The sequence below is a fragment of the Radiobacillus sp. PE A8.2 genome, from assembly GCF_045635475.1.
Taxonomy (GTDB): Bacteria; Bacillota; Bacilli; order Bacillales; family Amphibacillaceae; genus JBJGXI01.
Genome location: NZ_JBJGXI010000020.1, coordinates 36,708 through 57,854 on the forward strand (window position 1 = coordinate 36,708; position 21,147 = coordinate 57,854).

Consider the following 21,147-nt stretch of genomic DNA (forward strand, 5'->3'; position numbering starts at 1 on the left):
CCCCTTTTTAGTCGCTATTTTGTTTTTCATATAAATAATCAATTGGAACAGCAAGACCTACCTTTCCTTCTTCTTCATTATTCTGAGTAGCAAACACAACCCCTATCACGTTACCTTCACTATTTATAACCGGGCTACCACTATTGCCACGGTATACGGGTGCACGCAACATCAGTACTGGCTCATCCCAACTATCAAGTTGCGTATATCCAATGATTTCTCCTTCATTTGCGATGCCCTGGAATCTTAACGGATTACCTATAAAGTAAAAGTGCTCGTTAGCTGTAAAAGTTGTTTCCTCAGCTAAGTTTAGATGAGGTAAATCTTCACCTTCTACTTGTAAAACTGCTAAATCAATTTCGGGATAGCTTGCTACGATCTCTGCATCAAATAAACCTTGTTCAGGAAAAGCAGCCAAAATCGTCGTTTCATCCTCGATCACGTGATGGTTCGTAATGATGGTACCGTCTGCTGATATCGCAAAACCTGTACCTTTACTATTACCGGCCTCGATGACAACAACTGCCTCCTTGTATTTACTAACTGTATCATTGGTTGATAATTTAGCAGATGTAATTAAAAAATCAATAGCTGGAATTGAAAATGTTTGTGGGATGATTGCAAATACTTGAATAAACATCGCAATTGCAATTAACCAAAATGCCCATTTCGGAAAAGGACGCTTCGGCTTTGAAGGTTCTTGTTGTTTAAGCAGCGATTTTTTTCGTTCTTCTTCTATGAGCTGTAAAAGTTCCTCGTCATCAATTTCCTCATATAAGTCATCATCGATAATATCACGATGCTTGTCATCTTCCTTAACCATTCGTTCACCTCAAGTTTAACGGATCGTTAATTTGTAATACATAAGCCACTTGCTAGTGCTAGTGGCTTATGTATTATTTTACATTGCTGATTGATTTAACTTTCCTTGTTGCATCTCGTACATATGATAATAAAGTCCTTTTGCTTGTAATAATTGTTCATGATCTCCGTGTTCTTTTATTGTACCATGATCAAGCACAAAGATTTGATCCGCTTGTTGAATCGTTGATAAACGGTGGGCAATAACTAACGTAGTTCTGCCTCTTTTTAGTACTTCTAATGCAGCTTGAATCATACTTTCTGTTTCTGTATCAATATTTGCCGTTGCTTCATCAAGAATAAGGATAGAAGGGTCAAACGCAAGCGCACGTGCAAACGAAATCAATTGCCTTTCTCCCATTGATAATGTGGTAGCTCCTTCATTAACAGGTTCATCATAGCCCATTGGCAGCTTACTAATAAACCGATCAGCTCCAACAGTCTCCAATGCTTTTATTGCAATTTCCCGGGAAATATCCGTATCATTCATAGTCACATTGGATAAGATCGTGCCTGTAAATAAGAATGGATCTTGCAGCACAATCCCCATATGCTGTCTCACCTGCTGTCTGGAAAGTTGGCTAATATCTGTTTCATCTATCGTGATCGTACCTTGTTGCGGATCATAGAAACGAAATAACAAATTCATAATCGAGCTTTTACCTGACCCGGTGTGACCTACAAAGGCAGCCGTTTGTCCAGCAGGGATATCTAATTGAATATCCTGTAAAACGTACTCCTTCGCATCATACGCAAAAGATACATTATTAAACTTCACATGTCCTTTGTAACGATCCACAGCAGTGTGGTCTACTTGTTCTCCTTCATGATCAATTAACTCAAATACTCTACTAGATGCGACTCGTGCCTGCTCTAGCAATGGTAACTGATTAACAATATCGTTAACAGGATTAAATAACCGTGTTAGGTAATCAACAAACGCATAAAGTACCCCTACCGTGACAACGCCTTCCAACCCTATAGAAGATGATCCGAAATACCAAATAAATGTAACGAATGCTAGGTTCCTTAATACAGTAACTAAATTGTGTGAAGTTAAGGCACTCAAACGAACAAGTTTTTTATGATACACAAATTGTCGCTGATTTAACTCCTCAAACTCATCGCTAATATAGCGTTCTTTGCGAAATGCTTGAATAATCGACATCCCACGTATTGATTCATTGATCTTGCCATTAATTTCGCTAACTGTAGAACGAATAACTTTATTATACTTTGTTCCAAAATGTTTATAAACCTTCATCCATAAATAAATGATCGGCAATATAATAAAACAAATCAATGCGAGTCGAGCATCTAAGAATAATAAAGCAACATAAATCCCAGCCATATATATTACGCTAGTTACAAACACGGACAAGACTCGCTCATATAAATCACGTATTGCCTCTGTATCATTTGTTATTCTTGCAACTATTTTTCCAGCCGGGCGATTGACATAATAGTTAATCGGCACCTTTTGGGTATGCTCAAACACATCATTTCGCATTTTCTGCACAATTCGATTGGACGCTTTTTGAAGTAAAAATGTCTTTCCAAATTGGAAAACGGACGCAACAAGAAGTAACGAAATATAAAGTGCAATCAACCAAAATATTGGACGTTGCTCTGGTCGGAAAAACCCTTGCAATTCAGCTAGTGTTATTTTTTCAGCGACTACTTGTATCGTTTCGTTTGGTAGCTTTATTGTTAAGATTCCGTTGTCTATTTGGCGAGTTCCTTGGAATGGAACCTCTTCTTTTACCCAATAATAATCACGCTCTACCTGAACAATTGATGAAGCGGGTAAAGATGATTGTTGCTCACGATCTGCTCGATCAGCTCTGATATAATAATCGCCCTTAAAGCGTGCTGAATTTCCCTGATCTTGTTCAACCTCGTACCAGATTGCTTCTATGCCTGTTAAGTGATTATCAATAATCCGCTTCGCTATTAATGGACCCATCAATTCAAGACTAACTGCAATTACTAAACAAATTAAGCCTAAAATTATTGTTTTCTTATAATGGAGAGCATATTGAAACAATCTTTTTTCTGTCGTTGCCTTCATCAGGAGAACACCTCCTGTTCTTTAAGCTGTTGTAACTTATACTGGCTAGCATACCAACCGTTCTGTTCCATGAGCTTTTCATGGTTACCAATTTCTACAATACAGCCTTCTTCAAGCACAATAATTTGATCGGCGTGCTGTATTCCAGAAATACGATGGGCAATAATAAAGGTTGTTTTCTCTTGTCGTTCCTTTTTTAAATGTGCAATGATATTAGATTCTGTTTTTCCATCTACAGCGGACAATGCATCATCTAATATTAAGATATCCGGATTTTTAATAAACGCACGAGCAAGCGCTACACGTTGCTTTTGTCCACCGGATAATGTTACACCACTCTCACCGACCATGGTATCAAGACCCTTTGGTAAGTGCTTCATGTCATCTAAAAAATGTGCCAAATCCATAACGCGATAAATCTCTTTATCAGTTGCATCACTTTTTCCAAATTGTATATTCTCTCTAACCGTTTTAGAGAATAGGATTTGCTCTTGTGGTACATAACCAATCCATGAACGAGTATCATCCATACGTAAATCTTGGATTGGGACACCCGAAATAGTAAGATTCCCCTCGATCCCCGGATACTCCCGCAACAGTTGCTTCACAAGCGTGGTTTTCCCTGCACCTGTTTTGCCAACAATACCTATCGTTTGTCCTCTGGCAACCGTTAGCTGAACCTGCTTAAGTTGTTTTACCTCTGTGTCTGGATAACTAAAACTAACATTGTCAAAAACAATATCACCCGGTTTGGATAATGCTACTGCCTGATTTGGATCTGTTACGTCGGCGGGGTAGTTTAATGTTTCATAAACCCGATCTAAGGATGCATTGCCTCGCTGCATAACATTAATCAATTCTCCAACAGCAAACATCGGCCAAATTAACATACCTAAGTACACGTTGAAAGAGACGAGTTCTCCAAGTGTAATTGTGTTGTTAAATACAAAGAAAGCTCCGTAACCTAGTCCAATCGTATACGAGATTCCGACTAACACCTTCATCGTCGGCTCAAACATTGCATCAACCTTGGCAACAGAAAGGTTCTTTTGATAAACGTCTTCAGTCATGTTTTGAAAACGTCTTTCATCCTGTTTTTCCTGAACGAACGCGCGGATCACACGGACACCTCGAATCGATTCGAGCACATCATTATTCATATCACTAAATGCTGCCTGCGCTCGCATAAAACGTTCGTGTATAATATTTCCGTATTTATGCATTACCACTGCCATAATCGGCAGTGGAATTAAAGCTGCAATGGTAAGCTTCCAGCTAATTGTAAAACCCATTACTGCAATGATGATAAACATAAAGATACTTGAATCAACTAAAGTTAAAATTCCAAAGCCTGTAGTCATCGCGATTGCTTTTAAATCATTCGTTGCTTTGGCCATCAAGTCTCCAGTACGATACCGGTTATAAAATGTCGGTGACATTTTCAAGAAGTGATTCATTAAATTAGAACGCATCGTTTTTTCCATAATAGCGGAACCACTAAATAACGTATAATCCCACAGAAAAGAGATGGTATAACTTGAAATAATAATGCAAGCATAGATTCCTAATAGCTGCAATATTCTTTCTGTCGTTAATGTTTGGTATTGGATTTCATCGATCGCAAGTCCCACCAATTTCGGTGGGATGATATCGATGAAACTTGCAACGATTAAAGCAACAATAGCAAACGTATACCTTTTCCAATATTTTTTAAAAAACCAACTTATTTTTTTAAACACCATAAACATGTGAGCGCACCTTCAATCTTTTTTTCTATAAATACGTGTTCAATAAAGTTCCATTTTTAGCAACGAGAAGATTGGATGAGGCTAGAAAAATAGGACCGGAGCGTAGACAAAACCTACGGGAGGACCAGATTTTTCTGCTGAATCCATTATTCGATGTCAATTTGCTACTTGAGTAATCATCGTGATCGAAATGGGAACTTTTTGAATCCACCTCTATCACTATCCGCTTTCTTTCCATTCTTCTATTAGTGCTTCTTTTCTGATTTTTTGTAACATTATCCTCTTCCTTTCATAATTAGCCTTTTTTTTAGTTTCTTGAAATTACAAAAACAAATTTGTCGATAACTGGAAAACTTCTATTTTCTTTAAATTTAACAATACAAAAAAATGAATATCGGTTAAGGCAAACTCGCCTAAGTTTATTCCAGTTAAATATCACCTGTAGCATGCTTATCACCTGTTTCTCTATTTAATTCTGTTACTATCCGCCTTCATCCCTTTCACTTACAACACCCTGAACTTTTGCTCTTACAATTAACATTAAAGAAACTCCCTTCTTATTTTGAAAATATATATTATAAAAACTAAGAGCTTTACTCCCTTGTTTTCATAAATAAAAATAAAAAAAACGCATGCGTCCCCGGACGCATGCGTTTTCGCATAATAAAAAGGCCACGGACAATAAGCGTGACCTTGTTCATAACTGAAATAAAATAAGTGCACTAAAATGGGGAATATCCCCAATGTTTAGTTACAAATTATAATCCGAGCGTAAGGAGGTCACATGTAAATATGAAGTTCTGATGTTTTTCGCTTTAACAATCATTAGTTTTTTCATTTTCGTGACCTCCTCTCTTATTTGTGCTTTCTTATTATATTATTTCTTAACATGGTAAGTCAACAATATTTTTACCATTTTAACAAAATTTAACTATAAACTGTAAAAGTGATTATCAGTTGAAAATACATCCATCTACCTATATGATTATAACAACAACTTCATAACCCTATATAACTGAGTCAATTTCATAATTACCTTATACAGCCATCTTCATCCATATATAGTTCGGAGATGGTTTAATCCAACTATATATGGATGAAGATGGTTAAAAATCAATATTATGAAATTGACTAAACTACATAACAAAGGAGACTTGGTGTAATATGTTGCTAGATGATATTTTAACCTTTAACCAGAATTTTGTAGAAGAAAAACAATATCTACCTTATGAAACTGATGTATTTCCAAACAAACGCATGGTCATCTTCACGTGTATGGACTCTAGGTTATTAGAGTTACTTCCAAAAGCATTAAACTTAAAAAACGGTGACACTAAAATAGTAAAAAACGCAGGTGCGATACTTAATGATCACTATGACAGTATTATGAAAAGCTTGCTCGTTGCTGTTTATGCCTTAAAGGCTGATGAAATACTTGTAATCGGACACCGAAGTTGCGGAATGCATAATTTCAGCAAAGAAAAGATCGTGGAGCAAATGGATTCTCGAGGTGTACGGGAAACTGCGTTGCAGGAGATAGAAAAGGACGGTATTGATTTGGATCAATGGCTATCTGGCTTTTCTTCAGTCGAAGAATCTGTTGAAAATAGTGTAGACGTCATCCGAACCCATCCCCTGTTACCAAATGATGTCCCTGTTCACGGACTCGTCATTGATCCCGCTACCGGGAAGTTAGATTTAGTTAAGAATGGTTATTAGATCAAACGGACAAGGTGCTGAATAGTCGGTAAGGCACCACTTGAGGATTCCAGGCTAATATAGTTACACAAGAAAACCTTGCCCCATTGAGACAAGGTTTTCTTAACATTACAGTGTATCTTCTGTTTCTTTGGCTTGGTAAAAGCCGTGATATTCTTTACTTCCTTCGATATCATCGGCCGCTAACCCAGCAAGCACGTGGACACGAAGAATAAGACCTTCTAGTTTGTTTTCTGCACTAATAACTGCTAAAGGAAATTTTGATTCTAATGCCTTTGGAATTAAATCACTAACGTACTCCTCTTTATTGACCGTTGTCACCTGGGTATCAAGTACGTCCTCTAATGATTTCTTTTGTTTAAGACCATCGATCGCTGCGTCAATTGTCACAATTCCTTTCAGGTGTCTGCTCCGATCTACAACAAACACACTAGACACGCCATTTTCTTGCATTTCCTTTATAGCCACGTTCAAACCGTCCTTCATTGAAACAAGCGCATTTGGCTTAATCATAACATGATCAGCTTGAAGAATTTTTGAACGATCAATATCCTTTATGAATTCAGAAATATAGTCATTTGCTGGTGCATCGATAATTTCCTCTGGCGTACCTACTTGGACCACTTTTCCATCCTTCATCACGGCTACACGGTCGCCTAGTTTAAATGCTTCATTAACATCGTGTGTAATGAAAATAATCGTCTTTTTCAATCGTTCTTGTATGTCTAAAAGCTCTAGTTGCATGTCTCTACGAATTAATGGATCCAAAGCACTAAACGGTTCATCCATCAATAAAATATCTGGATCATTAGCTAAAGCCCGTGCAAGTCCAACCCTCTGCTGCATACCACCAGACAGCTCCTCTGGATATTTGTCCTCATAGCCCTTTAAACCTACTATTTCAATATTGTTTTGAGCAATCTTCTGCCGCTCTTCTGTTGGAACGTTTTTTATTTCTAATCCATACACTACATTTTCTAGCACAGTACGGTGATTAAACAAGCCAAAATGTTGAAACACCATTGCTATTTTATCTTGTCTGAATTTTTTCAATTGACTTGAATTGTATTCTACAATGTTTTCATCATCAACATAAATTGCTCCACCGGTCGGCTTGTTAAGCAAGTTAAAGCAACGAATTAAAGTTGATTTCCCACTTCCCGACAGACCCATAATCACAAAAATTTCGCCCTCTTTTATTTCCATCGAAGCATTATACACACCAACTGTATGTCCTGTTTCAGCTAATATATCTTCTTTCGACATGCCATCTTGAATCATCGGAATAATCGACTTTGGTTTCGAGCCAAAAATCTTGGAAACATGATCTATTTTAATTTTATTAGCCATTATTTCGCCCTCCTATGTTTCTGGAATCGATCGGCAACTCCACCTGTTACTCGATCAATAATGATGGCTAAAAATACAATACTGATACCTGCTTCAAAGCCTAGACCGATATCAATCCGATTAATTGATATTAATACTTGCTCGCCTAAACCTTGTGCACCTACCATGGAAGCAATAACTACCATTGCCAATGCCATCATTGTTGTTTGGTTAACCCCAGCCATTATCGTCGGTAAAGCTTGAGGTAATTGTACTTTTGTTAACATTTGCCATCTAGATGAACCAAAGGATTGTGCTGATTCTATTACCTCAGGATCAACTCCCCTAAGTGCAAGTTCCGTTAGCCGTATTACTGGTGGCAATGCATAAATTAAAGTCGCAAATATAGCAGAAACATTTCCTAATCCAAAAAAGAAAATTGCAGGAATTAAATAAACAAAGCTTGGCATCGTCTGCATTGCATCTAATATCGGCCTCATAACCGCAGAAAAACCTTTACTAAATGCCATCCATACTCCGATTGGAATACCGATGATTAAACAGATTAACACAGAAGACAACACAATTGAAATTGTCATCATCAATGCTTCCCAAAGCCCAAATGTCCCTACTAAAAATATAAAGGCTGCGTAGATGATACCCGAAAGAACCGATTTGAAATACCAGCCAAGCAGGAAGATTAAAATAATAAATACCCACCAAGGCAGAAAATTTAAAAACCACTCAATTCCATTAATAGTACGAGAAGATATAAAAAAGATAAAATCAAATAATGGTTCTAAAGTTTCATCTAAAAAACCTACAATGTTCGATACGTATTCACCTAAATCACTTCTAATCTCTGGAAAATTATTCATAGCGGAAACTGATGTTAAATCAGTTTATTTCACCTCACATTTTCTATTGTCATACCTGTAGTTTTCCCAATAGTGTTTAGCTTATTAATGAGTTTTTGAAACAAAAAAAGTAGCTGACCATCATAACCAGCTACTTTTTGGTTAATTATTCTAATGCTTCGGTAACTTTTTCCACTATATCTTCTGGTAGCCACTCTGTCCAAATATCTTGGTGCTGTTTTAACCACCATACTGCAGCAGCGTCCGCATCTGCATCTTGTTCAAGCATATAAATCAAAGCTTCTTCTGTTAGTGCACTGCTTGTCTCATAATTTTGTAAGAATTCATACACTTCTGGTGCTTTTTCTGGAAAATCCTTATAAACTGCAACTACAACATCATTCGGAGGAAATTTCGTTCCCTTCGTCTCATTCCAAGTTGCTTCATCGTAAGCTGGTTCTTCTAATAATCTTAAATCATATTGAGCTGTTGCCGCTGTTGGAGACCAGTAATAACCAACCCAACCTTCACCAGCGTTATATGCATCTGCTAGTGACGCAACAATTGCAGCATCAGAACCAGGCATAAAATTATTGAATGTTTCACCTAAACCATAATAATCAAACTTTTCATCAATTGTCTCAGCAACGGCCCAACCACTTGGTGCATTAATTAAACGACCTTTTCCTGGATCTTCTGGGTCTTCAAAAACTTCAGGATAATTTTTTAAATCCTCTACAGTTCTTAAATCCGGAGCAAGTGGTTCAATACCCCGTTCTTCATCGCCCTCTATCACATAAGCTGGAACATAAAGCCCTTGTGTATTGTCATTAAAGTTTGTTGAGACTGTTTCAAAATCGCCTGCCTCTGTAGCTTCTTCATAAACCTCTCTAACATTATCTGTCCACACTTCCATATAGACATTAATATCACCTTCACGTAGACCTTGAATAGTTGCAGCAGTTGAACCAGGTTTCACTTCTGTATCATAGCCATAACCATTTTCAATAATAAATTGCGCTATACTATTATGGAACCTAATACTATCCCAACCAGCGTCTGCAAGTGTAATAGTCTCAATTTCCGTTTCGTCAGCTCCACCACATGCTGTTAAAAAAATTAGTAACACAGTAGAAAATAAAATAATCAGTTTCTTCATGTTAATGCCTCCTCTTCTTTTTGTTGAAAGTACTCTTAATATGACTTTTTTCTATGGAATTATTCGAAAAGATAGAACTCTTTCCAATTAATATTCCACACACATCGATCATGCTCACCTATGAGCATGATCGATTGCATTTCTTTTATGTAACTTAGAACACGTACATTTTGTTTCGGCGGAATTTGTTTAACTCCGTTTTCCTATAGTTTACGATATTCTCTGCACTCGGATATTCTTAATAATTCATCATAAAACGTTAGATTCCTTTACATAAGAGGTGCTTTTTCATTTCTTTTTAAAAATCCAGAAAACAAAAATGACAGGTTACCTTCTTGGGCACCTATCATCATTGTGAACAAAATTGATTCGAAGTATGATTTTTAAAGCCTTGGATCTACTGGCTCTGCATCCATTGCAATTGTAGCTAATACACATTCATGAATTCTGTCTAACGATTCACGCTCAACAAACCGTTGTATTCCCTCAACCCCAAGGGCAAATTCCTTTAAAGCGAGCTTTTGCTTTTTACCAGTTTGTCTACTTTTCAACCTACTTAGATTCTCGGGTAGTAAATAATCCATTCCATAGATGATATTTAAATACTTCCTGCCCCGAACTTTAATCGCTGGTTGCAATAACTTCCCTTTATTCCTTGTTATAAAATATTCTGGTTTAATAACGATTCCTTCGTGTCCTTCACGCGTCATATTCTCCCACCACTGAATAACTTCCGCTTCACTAGTTTGATCATCAATACATTTAAATTCTGTTTCCACGAATAGATTCGAGATGTTTGCAAATTCGCGATTTTTCTCCATATGCCATACGTGTGTTTCGTGAAAAAATGTTTGCTTGCTATGGGCAAGCACATGAAATGGCGCAATTTGAATATCAGAGATTGCTTCGATATCCCAGCAGTATTTTTGAAATACCTTCTCAAATACCTCGGCATGTGCTAACTTTTGTTGATACTCTGCAAGCCATGTTGCTAGCTCCTCATTATTACTAGATGCGGCCATTAATTTATCTACTAACTGCTTCCGGTCCATGCTTGCATTTTCTGCAACATGTGCATATTGACTGCTAATTAATTGCTGGGCTTTCAAGTTCCAAGGCATGATTTCTGTGTCTAAGAGCACAAAATCGGTATCGTATTTATCAAAATAACCGTTAGCTACAAAATCTTTATTTATTTTTTCGATTACTTGACTTTCTATATGATCGTCAAAAAAACGTCTGCCTTTTCTTGAGTAAATCACACCTAATGTATCAAAACCAATCCATTTTTTTGCTGCTTCTCTATCTTTAAATAGTAACAATACCGCTCTACTACCCATGTGTTTTTTCTCTGCGACCATCTTTTCTACACCGTGGCTCCGGTAATAATCAATTGCCTCCTGTGGATGCTCCAAGTAATCATTCAATGCAGATGCTTGTGGTGTTGGTGTCATCGTCGGTGGAATATAAACGAGCTGCTCTAATGGAACGGTAAAGTGTGACGTTGTATCAATTGCAGCTTTTACAAATTCCTTTTGTACACGAATATTGCCAATTGCTTTTGTATCAACAGCATACCCATGAATATATTTTTCGATATTCGGTGGGTCCAAGCGTTTGCGCTCCCATTCGGATAACGGATGATCATCGGTACCCGAATAGTTTTCTTTAGCATTTACAGAAACAATTGCTTTTTCTGGATAGCGAAGTGCTGTTAACTTACCACCGAATACAGCGCCTTGATCAATATTAATCGTATTATTTATTTCAAGTGGGTGTGGTCTTGGATCATGTCCCCATACAATTAATGCGCTTGATTGATGACCTGTGGTCCAGTCTTTTCGAATCGGCTTACCGTTATCATCTGTACCGTCCGTGTCCCCGTAGCGACAAAAATCACTTACCTGATACGATGTTTTCCCAATAAACGCATCCTTAATTCCAGCATGCGCACATACTAATGTATCGACACCATTTTTCTTAAAAACATAATGAGATGGCGCTTCAAGAAGCATGTCCTTTATTTTCTCTTTAATCGCTTCCGTTTGCTTCTTACCATGCTTTTGCTCATAAACTGCAAATTCTTCTGCGACTTTTTCGTCGCCATGACTCAAGGTAACCTTTCTTCCATCTAACCAGCGTGCTATTTTCCAACCATGATTACTGTCAATCATTGAAGCCAATTTATGCTCCATATGCCGTAAAAAGAAAAGCATCGTGTCCAATGATTGTGGTCCACGACTCATCACATCGCCGATTGAAACGAATGTACGACCGTCTGGATGCTCATAAAGTCCCGCTTGATTTTGCTCATAACCAAGTGTTTCTAACAACTGAATCAGCTCATCATAACAGCCATGAATATCACCAATAATATCGATGCCACTTCCAATATCCTGTTCAACTGGATTGTTTTGCCGTACAAGATTAAGATCCGTCGTATCCTTTATAAAGAAAACCGAACGGTAGCCTTCTTTTTTTATAAAACGTTTTTCTCTTTTAAACACTTGATATTGTTGTTTAATCCGGTTCTTCCCTCTTGAATCATCTCTAGATTCATCTCTTGCTTTTAATGTATCTACATCTACGTCTAGCACTAGTGCTACGATTGGTAGATTATGCTTGTTCGCCAATGCCACATATCTTTTGCGGTCATCCGGATACAGGTGTGTAGCATCAATAAAGGTTAATTTATTTAATCGGCATCTTGCCTCAATTAGCGTATCCATCATAGCGAAGGCTTCTTTTGATATCATTTGATACGTTTCAAAAATACGATCCGCCTCATCCTTTGGCCTCGCGCTCCAGTCGATAAAATCAACATTACTCACTAAGCGCCGAAACTGATCAGAACTAACGATTTCTGAATCCTCAATTTTGTTATCTTTGACAAGTGTACGTAATAAAGTCGTTTTACCACTGTTCGAAGGTCCAACTAGTAAGACAATGCCTGCGTGAGGTAGTTGTAGCCTCATACCTGATCCTCCCCTCTAATAAAGGTACACATTTGAGTTGGTTGACCAAAACTTGGGTGCTCCTCACCAATCCCATCAAAGTGGAGGCGATACGGGTGCTGTTCGGTTGCAGCAGTGCAACACGCTTGGAACTGATTTCTTGTCCACTCAAATCGATGATCACTGTGCCGGTATGCTTGGTCGAGTTCATAAACGTTGTTATATTCACTATTTGGTGTAGTAATAATTAAAGCTCGCGGCTGATACTTTTGCAAAATTGTTTGGATAATCTTCGGCAATCTATATTCATCAATGTGCTCGATTACCTCACAAAGAATGATTACATCTTTATTCACTAAACGTTGATCGAAATAATATAACGATCCCCATACCGGTGTTGGCGAAACGAAACCTACCTCTGATTCACCATGTTCAAACCGTGCGATTGCTCTCGTCGTCGCAGTCTCCGATGGCTCAACAGCTAGAATCTCTTCCACACCTGATACGAAGCCTAGCTTGTATGCTAGCTTTCCTTCTCCTGATCCAAAATCTACAATACTTTTCCGATCAGTTAACTGCTGAACAGTTTCTGCTATCTTTTGATAACGAAGCTCATTCAAACGTACCTTTGGCGTTGTTTCTTGCTGTTCCACCTTGTCCTCTAATTGGCTATATAGTTCTTTAAAACGAAGAGCACGTCGAATGATCATATCCTTCGATGGATGTTGATCTAGCCAGCCTTCTCCATACCTTTGAAGCTTATCGATTTCCTTTTCATCAATATAGTAATGCTTATAGTTATCCAAAACTGGAATTAATACAAATAGTTGGCGCAGCCCTGTTTGCAATGTAGTTGTCCCGTGAATGTTTATGTATCTAACATGATTTGTTGTCTTTAAAGAAAAATCATAATCTAGCTCTCGCTTTTCAATATCAATTTCATAGCCAAGCGGTTCAAACAAGTTAGTAATCTGTTCATCTGAAAGATCCGTAGAAACTGGTCCAAAGCCAAATGTGAAAGGAAAACAATGCTTTACCCATGCTTGATATTCTTCCTTTGTATTACCATTCAACGCAGTAGCAAGCGCTGAGCGTATTAGTGAGGTAAAAATACTACTAACGGCGAATTCGCGATCATTAATATAATGGGTAATGTCATAAGCATTGTTGTTATTTTTAACTAGTTCGATTGAATCTGGCGTCACGAAAATCGTAGCCTCTACTTCTGATGGCATGAACTTACTGTAAAACATTCTTACTAGATGGCCCTTTGATTCTCGTTCATAGAGATTAGTTGGATTTTTGGCTAATAAAAAGGAAAGAACTTGTACATTTTCTCCCGTAGCATGTATCGTCAACTGCATACAATCACCTCTTACTTTTTAGTATATTTTGTAAAATACTAACGTTACTATATCATATTTAAGTGTCCATCTACATAGAAAGCAAAGTCAGATTTTTTTGGACTACTTCCTCTTTTTTATCATACATATAACCATATACAAGCTTATAAAAGGAGCAGGATAGCAAATGAGAACATCATTCGCTTTACTTGGATTAATATTAGTAATGGTTGTGATGGCTTTTCTTAACGGACAGGACATTACTGATGATCAAACGCAAGCCACCATTTATAGCAGTCAAGATAATCTAGAAGCATCTGCAAATGCGGAAGGACAAGAAACGGTTGTACATGCTTTTAATTCATTAGAATGGGTACTTGAGGACACTAATACGGTTGGTGAGTATATAGTAGAAACTTACCAAGAATATGAAATCTATACAGATGAAAATGGGACGGTAATACAAGAACTGCCAACAGCGAATTTTCAGTATTTACGGTTTCGCGAATAATCATGAACTACACAGACACCGTGACTCTTAATTAGCCAAGTTCGACAATTACAAGCACTAGTGTTTAAATAACTAACAGCTATTCAGATGACGCCATACCGATGATATAAAAAACAGACTAAATCCTAATTCGATTTGGTCTGTTTTTCGTATGTTCCCATGAACGTTTACTGTTTGGGAATACGTCTCTCTATAAGCACAAATGACATGATTCTAAGCACGACTGGATAGACCGCGGCAAGTATGAGCAGCGGGCCTAATATACCGAATTGGTTCCAGAACGACACCCAAATGATTAAAGCGAGCATTAATAATGCTCTGATGTTGCCAGCTTCACCGTTTACCTGCTTCCATGATGTCCACATCGTTTTATTTTCCATTAGTAGTTTATCAAAGCAGGCACTATGAAAAGGACGTAAGCGAAATAAACTTGTTCCGGTAACGAGCTGATCTCTCTTCTTAATTTCTTTATGGCAATATTTACATATATGTAATTTCATAGTATTAATCCCTTCTCTATCTTTATATCTTTTCCATTATAACAAGTTTTAGTTAAAAAATAATGTTGTTTGTCTTTAATGCTTGATTTCTAATTATAAAGATGATAATTTATAGTAGTTCACCTGTTGAACTATTTACACATTAAACTATCTAGACGGAGGGAATTCCGTGGTACAAAGAGATACACATGAAATTATAGAGCTGTACACTTCGACGATGAATGAAGTAAACCGACGGATTAGTGTCATTATGAATGAAGAAGTACACCAAGAGCTTACGACCGACCAATTTTCCACACTTTGTTACTTGCGGGCAAATCAGCCATGCACGAGCACCGACATTGCACATGAGTTTTCAATCGGAAAAAGCGCCGTCACCGCCCAAGTAAACCGCTTGTTTGATCGTGGTTTTATTACGAGAACAAGAGATCACGATGATCGCAGGATTGTCTATTTATCGTTAACAGAGGAAGGCAGTACTATTGTACAAGAAGGTAAAGAAAGGCTGTATGAAGTATTGGGGAACATTCTTTCTGATTTTTCACAAGAAGATATCGAACACTTTATTCAGACATTACAAAAACTAGTGCACAGCATTAGAGAGAAATATTAGGGGGATATATATGCGTAAAATTATTCAATTCCGTTGGCCGATTTTTGCTATCTGGATTGTAGCAGCAGTAGGCTTATTATTGTTTTCACCAAACCTACAAGATTTAGTAAGAGAAAAAGGACAAATAGGGGTGCCAGAAGGCTATTCTTCATCCGAAGCATCTGCATTATTAGAGCAAATGTCTGAGGACAATGCAGCAGACACAATTAGTGGTGTACTCGTCTTTCATGACGACAACGGCATTGATGAAACTGGAAAACAAGAAATTGCAGATGGAATTGAGGAATTAAAAGATCAACAAGTAGCACTCGGCATCTCCAATATTCTTGCTTTCAGTGATGATCCACGTATTGAGGATCAGGTTATATCAGAAGATGGCACAACGATTCTCGTACCAATGGATGTTTCTGTGAAGGATAGAACAATCATCGAATCGAGAGATGATGTGTACGCCGCTACAGAATCTATTAGTGTAGAACACTTAATGACTGGTGAAGCGTATATATCCGAGGATATTGTCATCAATTCAGAGGAAGGTCTGAAGAAAACCGAATATATTACAGTAGGTTTCATTCTAATCATTCTATTTGCTGTATTCCGTTCACTTGTTGCACCATTTATTCCTCTATTAACGGTTGGAATAAGTTATTTGGCTGCACAAGGTATTGTTTCTATTTTGGCAGACACAGTTAACTTCCCGTTATCAACGTTCACACAAATCTTTATGGTTGCCGTTATGTTCGGGATCGGAACCGACTATTGTATCTTGCTTATAAGTCGATTCAAAGAGGAATTAGCAAAACATGAATCAACCAAAGAAGCTGTACTTGCTACGTATAAAGCAGCAGGGAAAACCGTATTCTTTTCCGGATTAGCAGTATTAATTGGTTTTTCAACAATTGGTTTATCAACGTTTTCTTTATATAAATCAGCAGTTGCTGTGGCAGTAGGGGTAGCCGTTGTACTTGTTGCATTAGCTACACTCGTACCATTTTTCTTAGTCGTATTAGGTAATAAGTTGTTTTGGCCATTCCACCAAAATATCGCACATAACGAGAGTAAGTTATGGGGTGCGGTTGGTACATTTTCATGGATGCGCCCTGTGGTCGCACTGCTAATCGTATTAGTAATTACTGTGCCTAGTATTCTCACTTTTGATAACCAAAAATCATACAACTCGCTAGAAGAGATTGGTGATGACTATGGTTCTGTTAAAGCATTTAATTGGTTAGCAGACAGTGTCGGACCAGGTGAAGCAATGCCGGCAACGCTCGTACTTGAAACAGATGATGCGATTGACTCGGCAGCAGAATTTCAAGACATCGAGATTATTTCGGGTCGCCTTGAAAATATTGATGGCGTAAAATCCGTCCGAAGTGCTACGCGTCCAACCGGGGAAATTATTGACGATTTTAAAGTAACGAGCCAAACTGATCAACTCGGAGATGGTATCGGCCAAAGTGCTGATGGTGTTGATCAAATTCAAACCGGGCTTTCAGAAGCTGCCCAACAGTTAACAGGCTCTCTGCCACAACTACAGGAAGCTGAAAACGGTGTTGATCAATTACTAGATGGCACGAAGGAAGCGAACAATGGTATCGGTGATATTCACGACGCCCTTAGCCAAATAGAAGACGGCATTGCTGCAAGCGCAAGTGGTGCTGGTGAAATAAAGAGCAATCTACAAACCATTGTCGACAATTTAAATCAAACGATTGCCGGTAACGAAGAATTATTAACTGGATATCAGGGTATTGCAGCTGGACTAGGTCCTATCGTTCAAGGGTATCAAGGCTATGCGGGCGTATTATCTAGTTCATTACAAAGCTTAGAACAAGCTGAAGACAATAATACTAGCTTAGAAACAGATGAAGATTTTCAAGATGCCAAGAATCAATTAAGTTCTGTCGTTAATGGAACAGATGACGGTCTAAGCATCAGTCAACGAACTGCAAAGTTAGAAAAACAAGTGCTGGGTGGTATCACAAAAGCAAACACCGGATTTGCTCAGTCAGTTGAAGGTCAAAAGCAACTCGTAGCTGGGTTAACGCAACTCATCGGTGCGCTTGATCAGTTGCAATCAGGCTTAAATGAAGCAGCAAATGGACAAGAGCAGGTTGTTAATGGCATTCCTAGCCTACAAGCAGGGTTAACGCAGATTTATGGTGGTCAGGAAGAATTAAAAACTGCCTTTAGCGACATGCACGAGCAAATGGGTGAACTAGCCGACGGGTTAACACAGAGTTCCGATGGCCTAGCACAAATATCTGAAGGGCTCGGAGAAGTAGAAAGCTATTTAAGCAACTTCTCTCAAGAAGGAACAATGACATACGTTAGTATTCCGGAAGAAGCAATTGAAAATGAAGCGTTTCTTGAGGGAATAGCACCATATTTATCTACAGATAAAACGATTACGACATTTGAAATTGTATTAGATGAGAGCCCATATTTAACTAGCTCTGTTAATCTGATAGACGAAATCAGTGAAGTTGCAGAAGAAGCGCGCGAAGGTACCTCCTTTGCAGATGCAACACAAGCAATTGGCGGTATTAGTAGTACAAATAATGATTTACAAAATATCTCTGATGCCGATTATAATCGCACCGTATTCTTGATGCTCGCTGGTATTTTCGTCATCCTAGTTATCTTGTTACGTTCAATCATTATGCCGTTATATTTAATTGGTTCATTAGTCTTAACCTACTATACATCAATGGGTATATCGGAGCTAATTTATGTTAATATGCTTGGCTTCGAAGGTGTCAGCTGGGCCGTTCCATTCTTTGCTTTCGTCATCCTCGTTGCATTAGGAATCGATTATAGTATCTTCTTAATGGATCGATTTAGTGAAAACAAAGCTATGACAATTAAAGACGCCTTACTTTCCGCAATGAAAAATATGGGAACAGTTATTATATCTGCTGCGGTCATTCTCGGTGGAACATTTGCAGCGATGATGCCGTCTGGCGTACTATCGTTACTACAAATTGCTACCGTTGTACTAACAGGATTATTCCTATACGCATTCATCATGCTTCCGTTGTTTGTACCAGTAATGGTCAAATTATTCGGTAAAGCAAACTGGTGGCCGTTTCACAGACAACAAGACTAAATAATATTCAGAAGACCTCGTTCCATAGTGAACGAGGTCTTTTTCGTTTCTAGCTGTTTGTCAGGAATACAATGCTAAACGCTGATAGAAAGATAATCACAATCATCACGATTAGCTTAATAAACCCTTTTTTAGTTAATGATTTATCTTCATTCGTGTCTTTTCTTATTACAAGAAAGATAGCTATAAAGCTAACAACAAACATTATAGGAAAAAAATATTGTGTCATGGAAATCCCCCATTTTATTATTTAATATACCCTCGATAAAATAACAAAAGATACAAATACAGTCACAATTAATAAGCAAGTTAAAATTTGGATTGCTTCTAATCCAGTTAAACTAATAACCTCAAATTGTAGTAAAGTGGTTAACACAATCGAATAACCAACAAAGGCAATAAAAGCAAAAAACATTCCTTTTTGGCGAATCATCCTCATTCGCTCATCCTTTTGTATAAACTGAGGATAAAGATAAGACAAGGAAAATGACATGATTGCCATCGACAATATGATGTAGGAGATGATCGGTGGTGCTGCTTCGGACATGATTGCAGCTACAATTAGAAAAGCCCCCATCAACAAAAACAAACATCCAAAGATAAAATACGCGATTCGATTATACATTTTGTATCACCTCTTCTATTTTTTTATTTGGTCTTCATCATCGAGGATAAAAATCTGTTCAACATGCGCATGAAACAATTTCGCCATATGCAAAGCAAGTGGCAGGGAAGGATTGTACTTTCCTTTTTCAATCGATATAATCGTTTGTCTGGACACCCCTAATTCCCTAGCTAAACTATCCTGAGAATAGTTGTGTGCGGAACGAAATTGCTTTACATTATTTTTCAATCGACTCCCTCACCTTCTCTATAACAATAGTATAAATGTAAAGTAAACTTTACGTCAAGTGTACTTTACATTTAGTTCTCAAAAAGACTGTTTTCGAAAAGTTTGTTGCTATTACACAGACGGTCGAATCACGGTGTATTAGTTTGACAGGAATAAGCGGACTCCCCAGCTCTTATTAACAAATAAACGACCATAGCTTCATCAATTTCACTCAAATAAGTGCACTGGAGGCCGCACAATTCAAATTTCACCTTTTTTTGTCATAGATTAGCGTACTGGTGGCCGCTCACATTCTGCTTCATTCGACCACTGAGAGTCTTCCACTCCCCTAATAAAAAAGATGCAGGGTTCACCTGCACCTGCACCTTAAGCTTTATTTCCCAACTTCTTTAATAATTTTTACCACCGAATCCTTCGCCTGGTAGCTTTCATAGTTTCTCATACTGTTCAAAATTTCAGTCTTACCTTGCTTCAATTGTTTTAATTCCTCCAACAGACGATCACCCGTCAATTGCTCCTCTTCTAACATGTTAGCATATCCTTGTTTCTTGAAAGATTTTGCATTTAGAATTTGGTCTCCACGGCTAGAACTTAGTGGTAGCGGTATGAGTAACATCGGCTTTTTCAATGCAAGAAATTCAAAAATCGCATTCGATCCAGCACGGGAAAGAACAAAATCCGTCGCTGCAAATATATCACTCAATTCTTGATTTACATAGTCAAACTGCGCGTATCCTTCAACCCGTAATGATTCATCAACATTACCTTTTCCACATAAGTGAATGATTTGAAACTCTTTTAATAAGTTAGGAAGCTGCTCACGTACTGCTTGATTAATCCGTTGGGCACCGCCACTCCCCCCCATGATCAACAATACTGGTTTGTCATTAGGCTTTAGCTTAGTAATATCCAATCCTTTTTGCTTGCTGCCTCGGAAAAGCTGATTACGGACGACAGCACCTGCCCACTCCGATTTTTCCTCTGGTACATACTGCATTGTTTCAGGGAACGTTGTTAACACTTTTTTTGCAAGTGGGATGGCAATTTTATTCGCAAGGCCGGGTGTAATATCTGATTCATGAATAACTGCAGGAATTCTTCGTAACCATGCAGCAACTAAAACAGGCACTGAAACAAAGCCTCCTTTAGAAAAAACAACAGAAGGCTTACGCTTGCCTAATATTCGAAAAGCTTGAAGCGTTCCTTTTATGACTTTAAAGGGATCCTTCATATTTTCAATTGATAAGTATCGACGCAATTTACCTGTCGAGATTGGATGATAGGTTACGCCATCCAGTTGGCTGATTAGTTCTTTCTCAATTCCATTTTTAGATCCTATGTAATCAATTTCCCAACCTTCTTGCTGAAAGACAGGTATAATTGCCAAGTTAACGATAACATGCCCTGCAGTGCCACCACCGGTAAATAGAATTCGTTTATCACTCATGCTGTACGCCCCTTTTATATACACAAATTTTCTGACAAATATTATATAAGTTTAAAGTATGCTATAATCC

Annotated in this window: 17 protein-coding genes; 4 read left to right on the forward strand and 13 right to left on the reverse strand. The window is 37.9% G+C overall.

Annotated elements, in window-relative coordinates; genetic code table 11:
- Window positions 1-7 precede the first annotated feature (7 nt).
- From ACI6MV_RS12055 to ACI6MV_RS12065, 3 genes are all read right to left on the reverse strand, one after another.
- Window positions 8-823 (reverse strand): S1C family serine protease, encoded by an 816-nt coding sequence (locus ACI6MV_RS12055; RefSeq protein ID WP_407270553.1) that lies wholly within the window; start codon window positions 821-823, stop codon window positions 8-10.
- A 78-nt stretch (window positions 824-901) separates the two neighbouring features.
- Window positions 902-2,932, reverse strand: a complete 2,031-nt coding sequence (locus ACI6MV_RS12060) for an ABC transporter ATP-binding protein (protein WP_407270554.1) — start codon at window positions 2,930-2,932, stop codon at window positions 902-904.
- Window positions 2,932-4,680: an ABC transporter ATP-binding protein gene (locus ACI6MV_RS12065; RefSeq protein ID WP_407270555.1), complete on the reverse strand. Its 1,749-nt coding sequence runs from the start codon at window positions 4,678-4,680 to the stop codon at window positions 2,932-2,934. The genes ACI6MV_RS12060 and ACI6MV_RS12065 overlap by 1 nt, the downstream gene beginning before the upstream one ends.
- Window positions 4,681-5,844: 1,164 nt before the next feature.
- On the opposite strand from ACI6MV_RS12065, the gene ACI6MV_RS12070 reads away from it, so the two are divergent.
- Window positions 5,845-6,399, forward strand: a complete 555-nt coding sequence (locus ACI6MV_RS12070) for a beta-class carbonic anhydrase (RefSeq protein ID WP_407270556.1) — start codon at window positions 5,845-5,847, stop codon at window positions 6,397-6,399.
- Window positions 6,400-6,507: 108 nt separating this feature from the next.
- Here the strand turns inward: ACI6MV_RS12070 and ACI6MV_RS12075 are convergent, their stop codons facing one another.
- The 5 genes from ACI6MV_RS12075 to ACI6MV_RS12095 form a co-directional block, all read right to left on the reverse strand.
- On the reverse strand, window positions 6,508-7,749 hold the full coding sequence (locus tag ACI6MV_RS12075; protein WP_407270557.1) for a quaternary amine ABC transporter ATP-binding protein: 1,242 nt from the start codon (window positions 7,747-7,749) through the stop codon (window positions 6,508-6,510).
- Complete coding sequence (locus ACI6MV_RS12080; protein WP_407270558.1) at window positions 7,749-8,606, reverse strand: ABC transporter permease; 858 nt, start codon at window positions 8,604-8,606, stop codon at window positions 7,749-7,751. Before ACI6MV_RS12080 ends, ACI6MV_RS12075 begins: the two co-directional genes overlap by 1 nt.
- 145 nt (window positions 8,607-8,751) lie before the next feature.
- On the reverse strand, window positions 8,752-9,744 hold the full coding sequence (locus ACI6MV_RS12085; RefSeq protein WP_407270559.1) for an ABC transporter substrate-binding protein: 993 nt from the start codon (window positions 9,742-9,744) through the stop codon (window positions 8,752-8,754).
- Between the two features lie 383 nt (window positions 9,745-10,127).
- Window positions 10,128-12,719: a polynucleotide kinase-phosphatase gene (locus ACI6MV_RS12090; RefSeq protein WP_407270560.1), complete on the reverse strand. Its 2,592-nt coding sequence runs from the start codon at window positions 12,717-12,719 to the stop codon at window positions 10,128-10,130.
- Window positions 12,716-14,062, reverse strand: a complete 1,347-nt coding sequence (locus ACI6MV_RS12095; protein WP_407270561.1) for a 3' terminal RNA ribose 2'-O-methyltransferase Hen1 — start codon at window positions 14,060-14,062, stop codon at window positions 12,716-12,718. The genes ACI6MV_RS12090 and ACI6MV_RS12095 overlap by 4 nt, the downstream gene beginning before the upstream one ends.
- A 166-nt stretch (window positions 14,063-14,228) precedes the next feature.
- On the opposite strand from ACI6MV_RS12095, the gene ACI6MV_RS12100 reads away from it, so the two are divergent.
- Window positions 14,229-14,552, forward strand: a complete 324-nt coding sequence (locus ACI6MV_RS12100; protein ID WP_407270562.1) for a hypothetical protein — start codon at window positions 14,229-14,231, stop codon at window positions 14,550-14,552.
- A 167-nt stretch (window positions 14,553-14,719) separates the two neighbouring features.
- Here the strand turns inward: ACI6MV_RS12100 and ACI6MV_RS12105 are convergent, their stop codons facing one another.
- On the reverse strand, window positions 14,720-15,052 hold the full coding sequence (locus ACI6MV_RS12105; protein WP_407270563.1) for a hypothetical protein: 333 nt from the start codon (window positions 15,050-15,052) through the stop codon (window positions 14,720-14,722).
- A 169-nt stretch (window positions 15,053-15,221) separates the two neighbouring features.
- On the opposite strand from ACI6MV_RS12105, the gene ACI6MV_RS12110 reads away from it, so the two are divergent.
- Both ACI6MV_RS12110 and ACI6MV_RS12115 read left to right on the forward strand, forming a co-directional pair.
- Window positions 15,222-15,665: a MarR family winged helix-turn-helix transcriptional regulator gene (locus tag ACI6MV_RS12110; protein WP_407270564.1), complete on the forward strand. Its 444-nt coding sequence runs from the start codon at window positions 15,222-15,224 to the stop codon at window positions 15,663-15,665.
- A 10-nt stretch (window positions 15,666-15,675) separates the two neighbouring features.
- Complete coding sequence (locus ACI6MV_RS12115; protein ID WP_407270565.1) at window positions 15,676-18,777, forward strand: MMPL family transporter; 3,102 nt, start codon at window positions 15,676-15,678, stop codon at window positions 18,775-18,777.
- Between the two features lie 49 nt (window positions 18,778-18,826).
- Here ACI6MV_RS12115 and ACI6MV_RS12120 read toward each other — a convergent pair whose 3' ends face one another.
- From ACI6MV_RS12120 to ACI6MV_RS12135, 4 genes are all read right to left on the reverse strand, one after another.
- Window positions 18,827-19,006 carry a hypothetical protein gene (locus tag ACI6MV_RS12120; RefSeq protein ID WP_407270566.1) on the reverse strand — a complete coding sequence of 60 codons (180 nt, stop codon included), beginning with the start codon at window positions 19,004-19,006 and terminating at the stop codon, window positions 18,827-18,829.
- A gap of 21 nt (window positions 19,007-19,027) precedes the next feature.
- Complete coding sequence (locus ACI6MV_RS12125; protein ID WP_407270567.1) at window positions 19,028-19,402, reverse strand: permease; 375 nt, start codon at window positions 19,400-19,402, stop codon at window positions 19,028-19,030.
- 15 nt (window positions 19,403-19,417) lie between these two features.
- Complete coding sequence (locus ACI6MV_RS12130; RefSeq protein WP_407270568.1) at window positions 19,418-19,630, reverse strand: helix-turn-helix transcriptional regulator; 213 nt, start codon at window positions 19,628-19,630, stop codon at window positions 19,418-19,420.
- 373 nt (window positions 19,631-20,003) lie between these two features.
- Window positions 20,004-21,077 carry an undecaprenyldiphospho-muramoylpentapeptide beta-N-acetylglucosaminyltransferase gene (locus tag ACI6MV_RS12135; RefSeq protein ID WP_407270569.1) on the reverse strand — a complete coding sequence of 358 codons (1,074 nt, stop codon included), beginning with the start codon at window positions 21,075-21,077 and terminating at the stop codon, window positions 20,004-20,006.
- Window positions 21,078-21,147: the final 70 nt, after the last annotated feature.